The sequence below is a fragment of the Nocardia sp. NPDC056064 genome (genome assembly GCF_042266925.1).
Lineage (GTDB): Bacteria > Actinomycetota > Actinomycetes > Mycobacteriales > Mycobacteriaceae > Nocardia.
In genome coordinates this window covers 3,346,376-3,363,416 of the sequence record NZ_JBHJWO010000001.1, presented here as the reverse complement: position 1 = coordinate 3,363,416, position 17,041 = coordinate 3,346,376, and the positions used below count along the sequence as shown (strand labels likewise).

Below are 17,041 nucleotides of genomic sequence, written 5' to 3'. Positions count from 1 at the left end.
TGTTCAGATTCGCGTGGGTATCGTCCGAGACGGCAAATGGCCAGTGACGACGTAGTCACAAAGCATCAACTTGGAGTGGCACATGCTTTACAACATCACCGACAACAGCAGTGGCAGCAGCGGCGACGGCAGCATCCTGAGCCTGCTGCTGGGCCTGCTCACCAGCTCGATCAGCACCGGTTCGGTGCAGGGATCCGGCAACTGAGAAGACAGCAGCCAACTTCCGGCTAACGCGCGGTAAGCCGGGAGGGCTACCGAAGGGCCCGATCCATGACGAGGGGATCGGGCCCTTCGGTATTGTCAGCGACAATGTCACAGGATGCGAATACGGGACGAATGTATGCCGGGCAACCCGTAGAGGACCGGCAACGCCAGCGGCGTGCGCGTTTTCTGGAGTCAGGCCTGACGGTCTTCGCGCGCGACGGGTACGCCAACAGCTCGGTCGGGGCCATCTGCAAGGACGCGGGACTGTCGTCCCGGCAGTTCTACGAGGAGTTCACCGGCCGCGAATCGCTGCTGCTGGAGCTGTACGAGCAGATCGACAGGCAATCGCGCGACGCGGTCGCCGCCGCGCTAGAGGCCAAGACCGACGGCACCGTGCTCGAGCAGATCGACGCCGCCGTGCGCGCCTATGTGGAGGCCATCGGCGAGGACCCGCGCAAGGCGCGCGTGGCACTGGTCGAGGTGGTCGGCGCCGGGCCCAAGGTCGAGAAGTTCCGGCTCGAGCTGCGCCGGGTGTGGGGCTCGCTGCTGGCCAGCGCCGCCGAGGACGCGGCCATGCAGGGCGAGATCCCGGCCGGCGACTACGAACTGCGCGTGCTGGCCATCATCGGCGCGGTGAACTACGTGGTCGACGGGTGGAGCGGCTCGGACCCGCGGCCCCCGCTCGACGAGGTGATCAAGGTACTGAGCCGGGTGATCCTCGGCGCGGTAGGGGCGTGATGGCCCGGGTCGAGATCGTCCCGATCCAGGTACCCGACGGCAGCACCCTGCCGGTCCGCCTGCTGCCCGCGCGCGGGCCGCACCGGCATCCGATCACCCCCGACACACCGCGCCCGGTGGTCGTCATCGTGCCGGGCCTGGCCGTGCCCGGTGAGTTCTACGAGTACTTCGGCGGGCAACTGGCCGCCCGCGGCTTCGATGTCGCCATCGGCGAACTGCGCGGCAACGGCGACTCGCCCCGGCCCGGCACCGACAGCACCTACGGCTACCACGAACTGGTCTCGGTCGACTTCCCCGCCATGCTCCAGGCCGTGCGCGACCGCTTCCCCGGCAGCACCCCGTACCTGCTCGGCCACAGCATGGGCGGTCAGCTGGCCGCGCTGTACGCGGCCAGGGTGCGCGGCAGGCTCGGCGGCCTGATCCTGCTCGCCTCGGGCACGCCGTACTTCCGCGGCTATCGCGGCGTGCTCGCCCCCGGCGTCCTCGTCGGCACCGCGGCGGTGGCCGTCGCCGCCAATCTGACCGGATTCTGGCCCGGTGACCTGCTGGGCAGACGGGCCTACGGCAGGCAGTCGAAGGTGCTCATGTCGGACTGGGCGCGACTGGCGCGTACCGGCCGTTTCGTCCCGGTCGGCGCCGACATCGACTACGAGGAACGGATGACGCGGCTGAAGTTCCCGGTCCTGTCGATCACCGTGACCGGCGACGAACTGGCACCGCAGAGCTCCGCCGACCACCTGCTGAGCAAACTTCCCGCGGCCCAGGTCACCCGGTGGCTCCAGCCGGAGGCCCTGGGGCACAACGGCTGGATCACCGATCCGGTCTCCACCGTCGACACGGTGGAGAAGTGGCTGCGCGACCGCTGACGGCTACGCCGAGCGCCGCCCCTCCATCAGCATCTGCGTGAAGAACTCGTAGACCAGCGCGGACAGATAGGCCGTCTGCTTGTTGTCGGCCGCGCCACCGTGCCCGCCCTCGATGTTCTCGTAATACCAGACGGTGCGGTCCTGGGATTCCAGCAGCGCGGCCATCTTTCGCGCGTGGCCGGGGTGCACCCGGTCGTCGCGGGTGGAGGTGGCCAGCAGGATCGGCGGGTACTGCCGGTCGGGGTCGGTGTTCTGATACGGCGAGTACTCGCTGATGTAGGCCCATTCCTCGGGCTTGTCCGGGTCGCCGTACTCGGCCACCCAGGACGCGCCCGCCAGCAGCAGGTGGTAGCGGCGCATGTCCAGCAGCGGCACCTGGCAGACGATGGCGCCGAACAGTTCCGGATACCGGGTGAGCATCACGCCCATCAGCAGCCCGCCGTTGCTGCCGCCCTTGGCGCCGAGCCGGTCCGGGGTGGTGATCCCACGCGCCACCAGATCCCGCGCGACCGCCGCGAAATCCTCGAAGGCACGGTGCCGGTGCTCTTTCAGTGCAGCCGTGTGCCATTCGGGGCCGTATTCACCGCCGCCGCGGATATTGGCCAGCACGAAAGTGCCGCCCTTCTCCAGCCACGCCATTCCCGGTGCGCCCAGATACACCGGGGTGCGCGAGATCTCGAACCCGCCGTAGCCGTCCATCACCGTCGGCCCGGGGGTTCCCCTGCGGTCACGGTGACGAATCACGAAGTAGGGCACGGCCGTTCCGTCGTCGGAAGTGGCGAAGAACTGTTCGGTCTCGATGCCGGTGGCGTCGAAATAGGCGGGCGCCTGCTTGAGTACGGTGGCCGCCTCGCCCACCGCGCTGCTGAGCAGCGTGGTCGGCGTGGTGAAACCGGTGGTGGTGAGCATGAATTCGTCACCACCCTCGAGCGGGTCGAGATTGGTCACCGAGGTGCTCGACATGGTGGGGGAGTCGGCGAGCTCGGAGCGCGTCCAGCCGTCCGGGCCGGGGGTGAGCACCTGGAAGCCGGTCTGCACATCGCGCAGGGTGGTGAGGATCAGGTGGTTCTCGGTCCAGCCCCAGGATTCCAGCGCGGTGTGCGCGTCGGGGGTGAACAGGGCCTCGAATTCCCTGCCACCGGCGAGGAATTCGTTGATGTCGGTGACCAGCAGGCTGCCCGGGGCGAAGGTGGTGTCGCCGGGGGTCCACTCCGTCTTCAGGCGGACCAGCAGCCAGTCGCGGTACCAGTCGACATCGGCATCGGTGGGAGTCTCGAGCAGGCGCCACTCGCCGTCGGCGAGCAGCGACACCTCGGTGTTGAAGAAGTCCGTCGACCGGTGCAGGTAGTGCCGTTCGTAGCCGGGGTGACGGTCGTACCCGGCGCCGATCGAGACATCGCCCGGCTTGCCCTCGAACACGGTCTCGGCCGCGGACAACTCGGTGCCGCGCCGCCAGCGCTTGGCGATCCGCGGGTAGCCGGAATCGGTGAGCGAGCCCGGCCCGAAGTCGGTGCCGACATAGAGGGTGTCGGCGTCGATCCAGCCCAGGCGCGACTTGGCCTCCGGCAGGAAGAACGCGCCGTCCTCGGGCGCGATGAATTCCCTGGTGGTCAGGTCGAATTCGCGCTCGACGGTCGCGTCGGCCCCGCCCCGGGACAGGTGGATGATGGCGCGTTCCTGCGAGGGCCGCAGCACGGCGGCCCCACCCCACACCCAGTTCTCGCCGTCGGCCTCGGCCAGCGCGTCCACATCGATGAGCACATCCCATTCGGGCTCGTCGGTGGCGTAGGACTCGAAGGTCGTGCGTCGCCACAGCCCGCGCGGGTGTTCGGCGTCGCGCCAGAAGTTGTAGAGCCACGGCCCACGCCGGCCGGGATGGGCGATCTTGGTGTCGTCGTCGAGCATGGCCAGGATGCGCGCCTCGGATTCGGCGAAACGTTCGGTCGCGGCGAAGCGCTGCCCGACCACCTCGTTGCGGGCGCGCGCCCAGTCCAGCGCGGCCTCGTCGGTCACTTCTTCGAGCCAGAGAAAGGGATCGGTCACATTCCGCTCAACGCCGCTCATGGGCACATTGTTGCAGTGTTGTCTGCGGCTGGTGCCGCGGGTTCTCGGCCTGTTCCCTTGATCTTCCCTCCCGCCGGGTACTCCTTCGTCGCACCCTCTGGTCAGTCCAGATCAAGGCGGCCGAGAACCGGCCTCATGGTTGCGGAGTGTGACTTGTCCGGGGTGTTCCCGCTGAAAGGGGAGTTCACAAGGTTTTCGGTGTAGTTGCCGGAACGTTGCGTGTTCACCGGCATCGGCCGTGGCCGGTGTGTTCTCCTGGTCGGGTGACCTCGCTACAGACAGCGGTACGCGCCGGGTCCCCGACCCTCAACCTCGTCCTGGCCACGTGGGTGTCGGCCATCAACTTCTGGGCGTGGAATCTCATCGGCCCGCTCTCGCCGAACTACGCCGAGGACATGCACCTGAGCAGCATGGCGGCGTCGATCATGGTCGCCATGCCGATCCTGGTCGGCTCGCTGGGCCGCATCGTCTCCGGCGCGCTCACCGACCGGCTCGGCGGGCGGACGATGTTCATCGGGGTCTCGCTGGCCTCGATCGTGCCGGTGGTGGCGGTCGGTATCGCGGGCAGTATCGAGTCCTATCCGCTGATGCTGGTGTTCGCGTTCCTGCTCGGTATCCCCGGCACGGTCTTCGCGGTCGGTATCCCGTTCGCCAACTCCTGGTACGTGCCTGCGCGGCGCGGCTTCGCGACCGGTGTGTTCGGCGCGGGCATGGTCGGCACGGCGGTGTCGGCGTTCTTCACCCCGCGTTTCGTGCGCTGGTTCGGGCTGCTGTCCACGCATCTGATCGTGGCCGCCGCGCTCGCGGTCACCGCGGTGCTGTGCGTCCTGTTCATGCGCAACTCCCCGGAGTTCACGCCGAACACCGATCCGGTGCTGCCCAAGCTGCGCGCGGCCATGAAACTGGGCGTCACCTGGGAGATGTCGTTCCTGTACGCGGTGGTCTTCGGCGGGTTCGTGGCCTTCAGCTCCTACCTGCCGACCTACATCAAGAACGTCTACGACTTCTCGGCGGTCGACGCGGGCACCCGCACCGCCGCCTTCGCACTGGCCGCGGTGATCGCCCGGCCGATCGGTGGCACCCTCTCGGACCGGATTCCGCCGAAGTACATCGTGGTCACCTCACTGGCGGGCACCGCGGTGATGGCCGTGATCGCCACCTTCAAACCGCCGCCGGATGTCGCCTCGGCGTGCACGTTCATCGCGATGGCACTGTTCCTCGGTATCGGTACCGGCGGCGTGTTCGCGTGGGTGGCGCGGCGGGCGCCCGCGTCGAACGTCGGCAGTGTCACCGGCATCGTCTCGGCCGCCGGTGGTCTGGGCGGCTACTTCCCGCCGCTGATCATGGGCACCACCTACAACGAGGCGACCCACAGCTACACGATCGGCCTGCTGCTGCTCGCCGCCACCGCGCTGGCCGCGCTGCTCTACACCGCCTTCAAACTGCACGCCGTCGAATAGAAGGAGACGCAGTGGCACCCGAAGCGCATATCGGCGGACCGGTGGAGAACCTGCTGGTCCGCAGCGGCCGGTTCTTCACTCCCGGCGTGGAATCGCCCGACGGGCGCACCGTCACCCGCGCCGGTGGCCGCGAGGGCGACATCTTCTATCGCAACCGGTGGAGCCACGACAAGGTGGTGCGCTCGACGCACGGGGTGAACTGCACCGGCTCGTGCTCGTGGAAGGTCTACGTCAAGGACGACATCATCACCTGGGAGACCCAGGACGTCGACTATCCCTCCGCCGGTGCCGACCGCCCCGGCTACGAACCGCGCGGCTGCCCGCGCGGCGCCGCCTTCTCCTGGTACACCTACTCGCCCACCCGGGTGCGCTACCCGTACGCGCGCGGCCTGCTGGTGGAGATGTATCGCGAGGCCAGGTCCCGGCTGCGCGACCCGGTACTGGCCTGGGCCGACATCCAGTCCGATCCCGAGCGCCGCCGCAGGTACCAGAAGGCCAGGGGGATGGGCGGATTGGTGCGGGTGAGCTGGGACGAGGCGGTGGAGATGATCGCCGCCGCGCACGTGCACACCATCAAGGAGTACGGCCCCGACCGCATCGCCGGCTTCTCACCCATCCCGGCCATGTCCATGGTGTCCTTCGCCGCGGGCTCGCGCTTCGTGGAACTGCTCGGCGGCGTGATGACCTCCTTCTACGACTGGTACGCCGACCTGCCGGTGGCCTCCCCGCAGGTCTTCGGCGACCAGACCGACGTCCCCGAATCCGGCGACTGGTGGGACGCGTCGTACCTGCTCATGTGGGGTTCCAACGTCCCGGTGACGCGCACGCCCGACGCGCACTGGATGGCCGAGGTGCGCTATCGCGGCACCAAGGTCGTCACCGTGAGCCCCGACTACGCCGACAACACCAAGTTCGCCGACGAGTGGATGCCGTGCGCGGCGGGCACCGACGGCGCGCTGGCCATGGCGATGGGGCACGTCATCGCGACGGAGTACTTCGTGCGCAGGCGCGAACCGTTCTTCGTCGACTACGTCCGCCAGTTCACCGACCTGCCCTTCCTGATCAGCCTGGAAGACCGCGACGGCCGCCTGGTCCCCGGCAAGAACCTCACCGCCGCCGACCTCGGCGACACCTCCGAGAACGCCGCCTTCAAACCCGCCCTGCTCGACAGCGTCACCGGCGCGGCCGCGATTCCGCACGGCTCGCTCGGCTTCCGCTTCGGTGAGCAGGGCGTGGGCAAGTGGAATCTCGACCTCGGTGACCTGCAACCCGCGCTGACCGTGGCCGATGTCGCCGGCGGCGACAGCGCGGTGGTGACGCTGCCGCGCTTCGACACCGTCGACGGGCACGGCGAGACGATCGAGCGCGGTGTCCCGGTGCGGGTGATCGCCGGGCGCCGGGTGTGCACGGTCTTCGACCTGATGCTGGCCCAGTACGGCGTCGCCCGGCCGGGCCTGCCCGGACACTGGCCCAGCGGCTACACCGATCCCGACTCGCCCGGCACCCCCGCCTGGCAGGAACCCATCACCGGCGTCTCCGGCGAGCAGGTCATCCGGATCGCGCGCGAATTCGCCGACAACGCCGTCGATTCCGGTGGCCGCAGCATGATCATCATGGGCGCGGGCATCTGCCAGTGGTTCCACGGCGACGCCACCTATCGCGCCATCCTGGCGTTGCTGCTGCTCACCGGCTCGATGGGCCGCAACGGCGGCGGCTGGGCCCATTACGTCGGCCAGGAGAAGTGCAGGCCGGTGACCGGCTGGACCACCGTGGCCATGGGCACCGACTGGTCGCGCCCGCCGCGCCTGATGGCGGGCACCTCCTACTGGTACGCCCACACCGACCAGTGGCGCTACGACGGCTACCGCGCCGATGTCCTGGCCGCCCCCACCGGCCGCGGCCTGTTCCGCGACAAGCACACCATGGACGTGCTGAGCTCGGCCGTCGCGATGGGCTGGACCCCGTTCTTCCCCCAGTTCGACCGCTCCTCACTGGAATTGGCCGAGGAGGCGAAAGCGGCGGGCGCCGATCCGGTGGCCTACACCGTCGATCAATTGCACAGCGGGAAACTGCGATTCGCGGTGCAGGACCCCGACGCTCCGCAGAACTGGCCGCGGGTGCTCAATGTGTGGCGGTCCAATCTGCTGGGTTCGTCGTCGAAGGGCAACGAGTATTTCCTGAAACACCTGCTCGGCGCCCGGTCGAATGTCCGCAACGACCTCGCCGCACCCGCGCAGCGCCCGGTCGACGTGATCTCGCCCGATCCGGTCCCCGAGGGCAAGCTCGACCTGCTCATGTCCATCGACTTCCGGATGACCTCCACCACCCTGTTCTCCGATATCGTGCTGCCCGCGGCGACCTGGTACGAGAAGGCCGACCTGTCCAGCACCGATATGCACCCGTTCATGAACGCCTTCACCGCCGCCATCGACCCACCGTGGGAAACCCGTTCCGATTTCGACGCTTTCGGCACGATCATCCGCGCGTTCTCGGCTATGGCGGCCAAGCACCTGGGTACCCGCACCGATGTCGTCCTCGGCACCCTCCAGCACGACACCCCCGGCGCGATGGCCTATCCCCATGGCACCCAGTCGAATTGGCAGACCACCGGCGAGGTGCCGGTGCCCGGCAAGACGATGGGTCCGCTGAAGGTGGTCGAACGCGACTACGCGGCGGTCGCCGAGAAATGGGCCGCGCTCGGCCCGCTGGTGGAACAGGCCGGACTCACCACCAAGGGCGTCACGGTGTTTCCCGACCAGGAAGTCCTCGAACTCAGCCATCTGCACGGGGTCATGAATTCCGGAGTGGCGGAAGGGCGTCCGGCACTGGACTCGGCGGAGAAGATGGCCGAGACCATTCTCATGCTCTCCGGCGCCACCAACGGCAGGCTCTCGGTGGCCGGATTCGAGGAGCTCGACCGGCGCACCGGACGCTATATGGTGAAACTCGCCGAGGGCAGCGAGGAGCGGCGGATCTCGTTCGCGGAAACGCAATCCCGGCCGGTGCCGGTGATCACCAGCCCGGAATGGTCCGGCAGCGAGACCGGCGGCCGACGCTACGCCCCGTTCACCCAGAACATCGAATACCTCAAGCCCTTCCACACCCTCACCGGCCGCATGCATTTCTATGTCGACCACGACTGGCTCGAGGAACTCGGTGAGGCGCTGCCCGTCTACCGCCCGCCGCTGGACATGGCCAAGCTCTACGGTGAGCCCGGGATCGGCGAGCGCCGCGACGGTGTCGGCCTGACCCTGCGCTACCTCACCCCGCATTCGAAATGGTCCATCCATTCCGAATACCAGGACAATCTGCTGATGCTCTCGCTCTCGCGCGGCGGCCCGACCATGTGGATGAGCCCCGGCGACGCCGAGGAGATCGGCGTGCGCGACAACGACTGGGTCGAAGCGGTGAACCGCAACGGTGTGCTGGTCTGCCGCGCCATCGTCTCCCAGCGGATGCCGCGCGGGGTGGTGTACGTGTATCACGCCCAGGAACGCACCATCGACGTCCCGCTCGCGGAAACCACGGGAACCCGTGGCGGCATCCACAATTCGCTCACCCAGCTGCTCATCAAACCCACCCACCTGGCGGGCGGTTACGCCCAGACCTCCTTCGCGTTCAACTATCTCGGCCCGACCGGAAATCAGCGCGACGAAGTGACCGTGGTCCGTCGCCGCAGCCAGGAGGTGACGTACTGATGAAAGTCATGGCGCAGTTGGCGATGGTGATGAACCTGGACAAATGCATCGGCTGCCACACCTGTTCGGTGACCTGCAAGCAGGCCTGGACCAATCGCACCGGCACCGAGTACGTCTGGTTCAACAATGTGGAAACCCGTCCGGGACAGGGCTATCCGCGCACCTACGAGGATCAGGAGAAATGGCGCGGCGGCTGGACGCTGAAGAAGGGCAGGCTGCGGCTGCGCGGCGGTGACCGCTTCGCCAAGCTGGCCAATATCTTCGCCAATCCGAAGATGCCCGCCATGTCCGACTACTACGAGCCGTGGACCTACGACTACGAGAACCTGATCAATGCCCCGCTCAGCGACCAGATCCCGGTCGCCGCGCCGCGCAGCCTGCTCACCGGCGATCGGATGAAGATCAGCTGGTCGGCCAACTGGGACGACGACCTGGCGGGCTCCCCGGAGATCGTGCCCGGCGACCCGGTGCTCGCGCAGGTCAGCGAGAAGGTCAAGGCCGAACTCGAGCAGACCTTCATGTTCTATCTGCCGCGCATCTGCGAGCACTGCCTGAATCCGGCGTGTGTCGCCTCCTGTCCTTCGGGCGCGATGTACAAGCGCACCGAGGACGGCATCGTGCTCGTCGACCAGGACAAGTGCCGGGGCTGGCGCATGTGCATCTCCGGATGCCCGTACAAGAAGGTCTATTTCAACCACAAGACCGGCAAAGCCGAGAAATGCACGTTCTGCTATCCGCGCGTGGAGGTCGGGCTGCCGACGGTGTGCGCGGAGACCTGCGTGGGCCGGTTGCGCTATATCGGCCTGATCTTCTACGACGTGGACAAGGTGCTCGACGCCGCCTCCGTCCCCGACGACCGCGACCTCTACCGCGCCCAGACCGATATCCTGCTCGACCCGGCCGATCCGGAAGTGGTCGCGGGCGCACGGGCCTCCGGAATTCCGGACAGCTGGATCGAGGCGGCGCAGAGATCACCGATTCACGCGCTGATCAAAGACTTCCGCGTCGCGCTGCCCCTGCATCCGGAATACCGCACCATGCCGATGGTCTGGTACATCCCGCCGCTGTCACCGGTCGTGGACGCGGTCGCCCGTGACGGTCACGACGGCGAGGATGTCGGCAATCTGTTCGGCGCCCTGGAGTCCTTGCGTATTCCCTTGGAATATCTCGCGGGATTGTTCACCGCCGGCGATACCGAAGCGGTCGCCGTGGTGCTGCGCAAGCTGGCCGCCATGCGGTCCTACATGCGCGATATCAACCTCGGACGCGAACCGCAGGAACACATTCCGGCCGCTGTCGGGATGACCGAGGAGCAGATGTATCGCATGTACCGGCTGCTCGCACTGGCGAAAATCGAAGAGCGGTACGTGATTCCGTCGGCCTATGCCGACCAGGGTCATCAACTGGAGGAATCCGTCGCCGACTGCGCGCTCGATTTCGACGGCGGGCCCGGCATGTACGACCAGGCGTCCGGGCCGTTCGGTGAGACCAGCGGCAAGCCCATCCCGGTGGCGGTGGAGACCTTCCACGCGCTCAAACAGCGGCAGACCAGCGAGTCGGCCGGTGCCGGTCAGCCGCCGCGGGTCAACCTGCTGAACTGGGACGGCAAGGGCGCCCCCGAGGGCATGTTCCCGGGCGGGCGCCGATGATGCGCGGACGCGCGGCCCGCCGGACCGCCGAACACCGGCTGACCTGGCAGGCGGCGTCGCTGCTGCTGGCCTATCCCGACGACGGGCAGGCCGCGCGGCTCGACCTCGTCGGGCAACTGTGCGCCCACCTGCCCGCCGACCGGGCCAGGCCGCTACTGGCCGTGGCCGCCGAACTGCGTGGGATGTCGGAGGTGGTGGCGGCGCGCGACTACGTCGACACCTTCGACCTGCGCAGGCGCGCGACCCTGCTGCTCACCTACTGGACCGACGGCGACACCCGCAATCGCGGCATGGCCATGCTGGCCTTCACCGAGGCCTATCGGGCCGCGGGCGTGACCCCGCCGGACAACGAAGTGCCCGACCATCTTCCGGTCGTCCTCGAATTCGCGGCCACCGTCGATCCGGTCGCCGGTGCCGCGCTGCTCGCCGCCTACCGGCGGGCCGTCCACGCCATCGGGCTGGCGCTGGCCGACGAGGGTTCGCGCTACGCGCCGGTGCTCGCCGCCGTGGTCGCCACCCTGCCACCCGCCACCGACGAGGACCTCGGCTGGGCCCGCAGGCTGGTGGACGCCGGACCGCCCGCCGAGGCCGTCGGCCTGGCTCCCTTCACCCTCACGGTGCCACCACGCCGCACGACCGACCGGGAACCCGCTGTAGCGAAAGGATTTCGGTGAGCGAGATCTTCTGGGACATCATCCCCTACGTGAGCCTGGCGATCCTGATCGTCGGCACCTGGTGGCGCTACCGCTACGACAAATTCGGCTGGACCACCCGCTCCTCGCAGCTCTACGAGAGCAAGGTGCTGCGCATCGCCAGCCCGCTGTTCCACTACGGGATGCTGGTGGTGATCCTCGGCCACGTCATCGGCCTGGTCATCCCGGCGTCGTGGACCGATGCCATCGGCATCAGCCAGCACGTCTACCACATCCAGGCCCTCGTGCTGGGCGGCATCGCGGGCGTGGCCACCCTCACCGGCATCGCCCTGCTGATCTACCGGCGCCGCCGCAACGGCCCGGTGTTCACCGCCACCACGCTCAACGACAAGATCATGTATCTGGTGCTGGTCTGCGCGCTGGTGACCGGCCTGGCGACCACCCTGATCGGCTCGGGCGCGATCGGTCCGGAACACAACTACCGCGAGACGGTGTCGCCGTGGTTCCGCTCGATCTGGATCCTGCAACCGCGCGGTGACCTGATGGCCCAGGCGCCGCTGTCGTTCCACATCCACGTGATGATCGCGCTCACGCTGTTCGCGCTGTGGCCGTTCACCCGGCTGGTGCACGCCTTCAGCGCGCCGCTGAGCTACTTCTACCGGCCCTACGTCGTCTACCGGTCGCGCCAGACCGCCAAGCCGGACGAACTGGTCGGCTCGCGGCCGCAACGGCAGGGCTGGTGAGTCACCAGGCGTGCGCCACATCCACCACCAGGCGGGCCGGGTTCTCCAGCACCAGCACCCGGAACGGCAGCCGGGCACGCACGCCGAGCCCGAAACCCGTTCTGCCCTCGAACGATCCGGCCCAGGCGACCTGCCGGAAGGTCTGGTAGCCTGCCACGTCCACCACTTCGCCGGGCCGCGCGGGACGGAAGGTGGCCTTGCCCGCGTCGTCGTAGGCGGGTGCCTGGACCGTCACGTGCAGGAAGGCGCCGCCGCGCAGCGGGACCACCTGCCCGGAGCCGTCCTGGGTGACCGTGCCGACATAGCTGACGTGGTAGCCGCCGACCGGACCACTGAGGTCGACGACCAGCCGGTCGAAGCAGTCGTGCCTGCCCGCGCGGACATCGGTGACGGTGGCACGGGCATAGGTGGGCGCCGACTTGTCGAGCGAACCCCAGGTGAGTCCGCAGGAGACGGGCGCGGCCGCGGCGGGCGCGGTCCACAGGCCCGCGCCGAGCGCGAGCGAGGCGAGCAGGATCAGCAAGCGACGCATGTCGCACCGCCTTCGAGCAGGAGATGGAGTCATTTACTGGATCGATCGGACGCGACATCGCGTTAGCGTCGATCCGGTACCGGGTCCGTTGCGAAACGTAGGATCGCGGGTCACGGACGAGGAAACGGAGGTGCGGGGTGTTCCTCTGGGAGCAGCACTGCTGTCTGCCGCTGCGGCACACGGCCAGGATCGCGGAACTGGCCAGGTACCCGCTCGGGTCCTATCTGTCGGTGAATGTGGGCTACTCACCGCAGCGCAAGGCCGATTCGCTGGCGCTGCTGCACCAGTTCCGGGCCGAGGCCGCCGACGACCCCCGGTTTCGGCTGGTCGGGACGGCCGATCGGATCAGCGACCCCGACGTCCTCACGCTGGCCTTCGACCTCGAGGACTCCGCACCGCTCGACGGCGATCTCGACAATGTCGAACTGTTCTACTCCCTGGGCGTGCGCTCCCTGGCACCCACCTACAACCACGCCAACCCGGCGGGCTGCGGGTGTCTCGACTCCGAGGACACGGGCCTCACCGGATACGGAAAAGACCTGGTGCGCAAGCTCAACGAGGTCGGCATGTTCGCCGACGGCTCGCACTGCTCGCGCCGCACCGGCCTCGACCTGTCCACCCACACCGCCGTCCCCATGATCTACAGCCATTCCAATTTCGCCGCGCTGTGGGAACATCCGCGCAATATCACCGACGACCAGGCGCGCGCCTGTGCCGCGACCGGCGGTGTCATCGGCATCAACGGCGTCGGAATCTTCCTGGGGCACAACGCCCCCGAGGATCGCGCCGCCCGGGTCGCCGCCATGGCCGACCACATCCGCTACGGCGTCGACCTGGTCGGCATCGACCACATCGGCATCGGCTCGGACTACTCGTTCGACGGCCGGCAGTTCAACGACGAGATCCGCGATACGCCCGAGGCGTTCTCGGAGGTGTACACGAAGTGGGGTCCTTTGCAGTGGACCCCACCCGAGGACCTCCTCGGCGAATCCGACGTCCCCGGGCTCGACACCCAGCTCGCCGACCGAGGCTTCACGCCCGACGAGCGCGCCGCCCTCTTCGGCGGCAACTTCGCCCGCGTCGCCACCCAGGTCTGGCGGGCCCGACGGTCATCACGGAAGGCGGACGGCATCTCACCGAAGTGGGGGACGGGTGGGTGAACTCTCCGAAACAGAGTTAGGCTCGGTGACGTGACTTCCCACTACGATGTCGTCGTTCTCGGCGCTGGTCCCGGCGGATATGTCGCCGCGATCCGTGCCGCTCAACTCGGCCTGCGAACAGCGATTGTCGAGCAGAAATACTGGGGTGGCGTGTGCCTGAACGTGGGCTGCATCCCGTCCAAGGCACTGCTGCGCAACGCCGAACTGGCCCACATTTTCCACAAGGAAGCCAAGACCTTCGGCATCTCCGGTGAGGTCGTCTTCGACTTCGGCGCCGCCTTCGACCGCAGCCGCAAGGTGGCCGACGGGCGCGTCAAGGGCGTGCACTTCCTGATGAAGAAGAACAAGATCGACGAGTTCGACGGTCTGGGCACCTTCACCGGCCCGAACTCGCTCGATGTGGCCCTGACCAAGGGCGGCGTGGAGACGGTCACCTTCGACAACGTCATCATCGCCACCGGCACCACCACCAAGCTGCTGCCGGGCACCCAGCTCTCCGAGAACGTGGTGACCTACGAGGAGCAGATCCTCACCCGCGATCTGCCCGGGTCGATCCTCATCGTGGGCGCGGGCGCGATCGGCATGGAGTTCGCCTACGTTCTCAAGAACTACGGCGTCGACGTGCGGATCGTCGAGTTCCTCGACCGGGCGCTGCCCAACGAGGACGAGGACGTCTCCAAGGAGATCACCAAGCAGTACAAGAAGCTCGGCATCACCATCACCACCGGTGCGGCCGTGCAGACGATCGACGACGACGGCTCCAAGGTCACCGTCCAGATCAAGGACAACGCCTCCGGTTCGGTCGAGACCGTCACCGTCGACAAGGTGCTGCAGGCCGTCGGCTTCGCGCCCCGCGTCGAGGGCTACGGCCTGGAGACCACCGGTGTCGCGCTCACCAACCGTGGCGCCATCGAGATCGACGAGTACATGCGCACGAACGTGCCGCACATCTACGCGATCGGTGACGTCACCGCCAAGCTGCAGCTGGCCCACGTGGCCGAGGCGCAGGGCGTGGTGGCCGCGGAGACCATCGGCGGCGCCGAGACGCTGACCCTGGGCGACTACCGGATGATGCCGCGCGCCACCTTCTGCCAGCCGCAGGTCGCCAGCTTCGGTCTCACCGAGGAGCAGGCCCGCGACGAGGGCTACGACGTGAAGGTCGCGACCTTCCCGTTCACCGCCAACGGCAAGGCCCACGGCCTGGCCGACCCCACCGGTTTCGTCAAGCTCATCGCCGACAAGACCCACGGCGAGCTCATCGGCGGCCACCTGATCGGCCCGGATGTCTCCGAGCTGCTGCCCGAGCTGACCCTGGCCCAGAAGTGGGACCTCACCGTCAACGAGCTCGCGCGCAACGTCCACACCCACCCGACGCTGAGCGAAGCGCTCCAGGAAGCGATCCACGGCCTCGCCGGCCACATGATCAACTTCTGAGTGGACGAAGACACCGAAAGGGGCGGTCGCATTGCGGCCGCCCCTTCGTCGTGTATTTCTTTTCGGCCAAATTACGGGCGTTGATTTGGTGAATCGCGTTCCATAGCCCATGATTCTGGACAGCTCTTTCTTTCGCTTGATAGTCGCTTGACCTGATCTCGTGAGTACAGAGAGGCAAGTACCCGATGCGCATTCTCGGTGTGATGGCACGTGTGGCGGCGCTGGTCGCGGTGGCCGGATTCGGCACCATGGCGCCCGCGATGGCCGAACCCCTTTTCCCCGGTGGGCCCGACATTCCGGGCGTGCCCTCGGTCGTTCCGACGGCGTCGCCGTGCCCCGTGGTGGAGGCCAGGGCGTGCATGCGGCTGTCGACGAACGAGGCCTGGCTGGTGGACAACGGCCGCGTGATCTTCGGCCCCACGCCGATCTCGCACGGAATGGCCGGATTCGAGACCCCGCCCGCGGTGACCCGGATTTCGTTCAAGCGCGAATTCCACTGGAGCACCATGCACAATGCCCCGATGCGCTGGGCCACCTTCTTCAACGGTGACATGGCCTTCCACGTGGGCCCGGTCGACTCGAAATCGCACGGTTGCGTCCGAATGACCGAGGACGGCGCCCACCGCTTCTTCGACTATCTGAACCCGGGCGACATCACCCAGGTGATCCCCTAGCCCGATCTGCGGTATACAGCAGTGTGCGTAAGTGGTTGATCGGTGCGGTCGTCGGTGTCGTCGTGGTGGTGGCGGTCTGCGCCGGGCTGTATGTGCTGATGAATTCGCGGACGTATCAGGTCGCGGGGCGGCTGGTGGATCGGGTCGAGACGAACGAGAAGCTGGTCGCCCTCACCTTCGACGACGGGCCGACCGCGCGCACTCCCGAAATCCTGCGCACTCTCGCCGATCTGCAGGTCTCGGCAACCTTCTACCTGGTCGGTGGTGACCTGGCCGCGCATCCCGAATACGGTGCGGCCATCGCGGCGGCCGGCCACGAGATCGGCAACCACTCCTATTCGCATCGCCGGATGATCTTCGTCTCCGAGGACACCGTGCGCGCCGAGATCGAGAACACCGACGCCGAGATCCGCCGCACCGGATTCCAGGGCCCGATCACCTTCCGTCCGCCCTACGGCAAGAAACTGTGGACGTTGCCGCACTACCTGGCCGACCACGACCGCACCTCGGTGACCTGGGATGTCGAGCCCGATTCGGCCGGTGCCGCGAGCCGCGAGGCCGTCGTCGCCGACACCCTGGCGAACACCCGGCCCGGCTCGATCATCCTGCTGCACGTCATGCACGGCACCACCGGCGTCGACGCCCTCGCCGACATCGTGACCGGCCTGCGCGCCCAGGGCTACCGCTTCACCACCGTCTCCGGCCTGCTCGCCGCGGGATGAGCGCCTACTCGGCGGCGTGGCGCGGCTGATAGGCCGCCTGTGCCGCCGTGATGGCGTCGATATTGGACTCCAGCACCACGATCAGGGCCTCCAGGCGCTCGGCGACCTCGGCGCCGAGCTCGGTGAGGGTGTATTCCACGCGCGGCGGAATGGCCTCGAGCACTGCGCGATGCACCATGCCGTCGCGTTCGAGGGCCTGGAGGGTCTGCGAGAGCATGCGTTCGCTCACACCCTCGACCCGGCGGCGCAGCGCGCTGAACCGGTAGGGGCCCTCGCGCAGGGCGACCAGGGCGAGCACACCCCACCGCCCGGTGACGTTGTGCAGGACCGGTCGCGACGCGCAATCGCGGGCGAAGACATCGGCCTCCAGTCCGGGATCGGACTCCTCGACGCGCTCGCTCATGCCCACATCGTACTCACTTGACCGAAGTACCCACTGAAGGC

15 protein-coding genes are annotated in these 17,041 nt (G+C 67.8%); 12 read left to right on the top strand and 3 right to left on the bottom strand.

What is annotated here, in order from left to right; translation table 11 throughout:
* Nucleotides 1-82 precede the first annotated feature (82 nt).
* The 3 genes from ACFC06_RS15440 (at nucleotide 83) to ACFC06_RS15430 (ending at nucleotide 1,808) form a co-directional block, all read left to right on the top strand.
* Nucleotides 83-205 (top strand): hypothetical protein, encoded by a 123-nt coding sequence (locus ACFC06_RS15440; protein ID WP_278261689.1) that lies wholly within the window; start codon nucleotides 83-85, stop codon nucleotides 203-205.
* Between the two features lie 104 nt (nucleotides 206-309).
* Nucleotides 310-942 (top strand): TetR/AcrR family transcriptional regulator, encoded by a 633-nt coding sequence (locus ACFC06_RS15435; RefSeq protein ID WP_375930784.1) that lies wholly within the window; start codon nucleotides 310-312, stop codon nucleotides 940-942.
* Nucleotides 942-1,808: an alpha/beta fold hydrolase gene (locus ACFC06_RS15430; RefSeq protein WP_375930781.1), complete on the top strand. Its 867-nt coding sequence runs from the start codon at nucleotides 942-944 to the stop codon at nucleotides 1,806-1,808. The genes ACFC06_RS15435 and ACFC06_RS15430 overlap by 1 nt, the downstream gene beginning before the upstream one ends.
* A gap of 3 nt (nucleotides 1,809-1,811) precedes the next feature.
* Here the strand turns inward: ACFC06_RS15430 and ACFC06_RS15425 are convergent, their stop codons facing one another.
* Nucleotides 1,812-3,872, bottom strand: a complete 2,061-nt coding sequence (locus tag ACFC06_RS15425; RefSeq protein WP_375930778.1) for a prolyl oligopeptidase family protein — start codon at nucleotides 3,870-3,872, stop codon at nucleotides 1,812-1,814.
* A gap of 263 nt (nucleotides 3,873-4,135) precedes the next feature.
* Here ACFC06_RS15425 and ACFC06_RS15420 point away from each other — a divergent pair, with 263 nt between their 5' ends.
* Genes ACFC06_RS15420 through narI form a run of 5 tightly spaced genes read left to right on the top strand, consistent with a single transcriptional unit; the run spans nucleotide 4,136 to nucleotide 12,075 of the window.
* Nucleotides 4,136-5,332, top strand: coding sequence for a nitrate/nitrite transporter (locus ACFC06_RS15420; RefSeq protein ID WP_375930775.1), 1,197 nt, complete (start codon nucleotides 4,136-4,138; stop codon nucleotides 5,330-5,332).
* 11 nt (nucleotides 5,333-5,343) lie between these two features.
* The gene (locus tag ACFC06_RS15415; protein ID WP_375930772.1) at nucleotides 5,344-9,030 is read left to right on the top strand and encodes a nitrate reductase subunit alpha; all 3,687 of its coding nucleotides are present in this window, start codon (nucleotides 5,344-5,346) and stop codon (nucleotides 9,028-9,030) included.
* Complete coding sequence (gene narH, locus ACFC06_RS15410; protein WP_375930769.1) at nucleotides 9,030-10,679, top strand: nitrate reductase subunit beta; 1,650 nt, start codon at nucleotides 9,030-9,032, stop codon at nucleotides 10,677-10,679. Before ACFC06_RS15415 ends, narH begins: the two co-directional genes overlap by 1 nt.
* Nucleotides 10,676-11,353 (top strand): nitrate reductase molybdenum cofactor assembly chaperone, encoded by a 678-nt coding sequence (gene narJ / locus ACFC06_RS15405; protein ID WP_375930766.1) that lies wholly within the window; start codon nucleotides 10,676-10,678, stop codon nucleotides 11,351-11,353. The genes narH and narJ overlap by 4 nt, the downstream gene beginning before the upstream one ends.
* Entirely contained in the window at nucleotides 11,344-12,075 is a 732-nt protein-coding gene (narI, locus tag ACFC06_RS15400; RefSeq protein ID WP_375935514.1) for a respiratory nitrate reductase subunit gamma, read from the top strand. Before narJ ends, narI begins: the two co-directional genes overlap by 10 nt.
* 1 nt (nucleotide 12,076) lies before the next feature.
* Here narI and ACFC06_RS15395 read toward each other — a convergent pair whose 3' ends face one another.
* The gene (locus ACFC06_RS15395; protein WP_375930763.1) at nucleotides 12,077-12,607 is read right to left on the bottom strand and encodes a hypothetical protein; all 531 of its coding nucleotides are present in this window, start codon (nucleotides 12,605-12,607) and stop codon (nucleotides 12,077-12,079) included.
* A gap of 137 nt (nucleotides 12,608-12,744) precedes the next feature.
* Here ACFC06_RS15395 and ACFC06_RS15390 point away from each other — a divergent pair, with 137 nt between their 5' ends.
* The 4 genes from ACFC06_RS15390 to ACFC06_RS15375 all read left to right on the top strand — a co-directional run bounded on the left by ACFC06_RS15390 (nucleotide 12,745) and on the right by ACFC06_RS15375 (nucleotide 16,597).
* Nucleotides 12,745-13,767: a dipeptidase gene (locus tag ACFC06_RS15390; RefSeq protein WP_375930760.1), complete on the top strand. Its 1,023-nt coding sequence runs from the start codon at nucleotides 12,745-12,747 to the stop codon at nucleotides 13,765-13,767.
* Nucleotides 13,768-13,797: 30 nt separating this feature from the next.
* Nucleotides 13,798-15,201: a dihydrolipoyl dehydrogenase gene (gene lpdA, locus ACFC06_RS15385; RefSeq protein ID WP_375930757.1), complete on the top strand. Its 1,404-nt coding sequence runs from the start codon at nucleotides 13,798-13,800 to the stop codon at nucleotides 15,199-15,201.
* A gap of 203 nt (nucleotides 15,202-15,404) precedes the next feature.
* Nucleotides 15,405-15,875 carry a L,D-transpeptidase gene (locus ACFC06_RS15380; protein WP_375930754.1) on the top strand — a complete coding sequence of 157 codons (471 nt, stop codon included), beginning with the start codon at nucleotides 15,405-15,407 and terminating at the stop codon, nucleotides 15,873-15,875.
* 23 nt (nucleotides 15,876-15,898) lie between these two features.
* Complete coding sequence (locus ACFC06_RS15375; protein WP_375930751.1) at nucleotides 15,899-16,597, top strand: polysaccharide deacetylase family protein; 699 nt, start codon at nucleotides 15,899-15,901, stop codon at nucleotides 16,595-16,597.
* Nucleotides 16,598-16,601: 4 nt separating this feature from the next.
* Here ACFC06_RS15375 and ACFC06_RS15370 read toward each other — a convergent pair whose 3' ends face one another.
* Nucleotides 16,602-17,000: a winged helix-turn-helix transcriptional regulator gene (locus ACFC06_RS15370; protein WP_375930749.1), complete on the bottom strand. Its 399-nt coding sequence runs from the start codon at nucleotides 16,998-17,000 to the stop codon at nucleotides 16,602-16,604.
* Nucleotides 17,001-17,041: the final 41 nt, after the last annotated feature.

Coding starts and splice junctions, on each gene's coding strand:
- ACFC06_RS15430 (WP_375930781.1), top strand. CDS start 942: ATGGCCCGGGTCGAGATCGTCCCGATCCAGGTACCCGACGGCAGCACC.
- narJ (WP_375930766.1), top strand. CDS start 10,676: ATGATGCGCGGACGCGCGGCCCGCCGGACCGCCGAACACCGGCTGACC.
- ACFC06_RS15395 (WP_375930763.1), bottom strand. CDS start 12,607: ATGCGTCGCTTGCTGATCCTGCTCGCCTCGCTCGCGCTCGGCGCGGGC.
- ACFC06_RS15370 (WP_375930749.1), bottom strand. CDS start 17,000: ATGAGCGAGCGCGTCGAGGAGTCCGATCCCGGACTGGAGGCCGATGTC.
- ACFC06_RS15425 (WP_375930778.1), bottom strand. CDS start 3,872: ATGAGCGGCGTTGAGCGGAATGTGACCGATCCCTTTCTCTGGCTCGAA.
- ACFC06_RS15440 (WP_278261689.1), top strand. CDS start 83: ATGCTTTACAACATCACCGACAACAGCAGTGGCAGCAGCGGCGACGGC.
- ACFC06_RS15380 (WP_375930754.1), top strand. CDS start 15,405: ATGGCACGTGTGGCGGCGCTGGTCGCGGTGGCCGGATTCGGCACCATG.
- narH (WP_375930769.1), top strand. CDS start 9,030: ATGAAAGTCATGGCGCAGTTGGCGATGGTGATGAACCTGGACAAATGC.
- ACFC06_RS15435 (WP_375930784.1), top strand. CDS start 310: ATGTCACAGGATGCGAATACGGGACGAATGTATGCCGGGCAACCCGTA.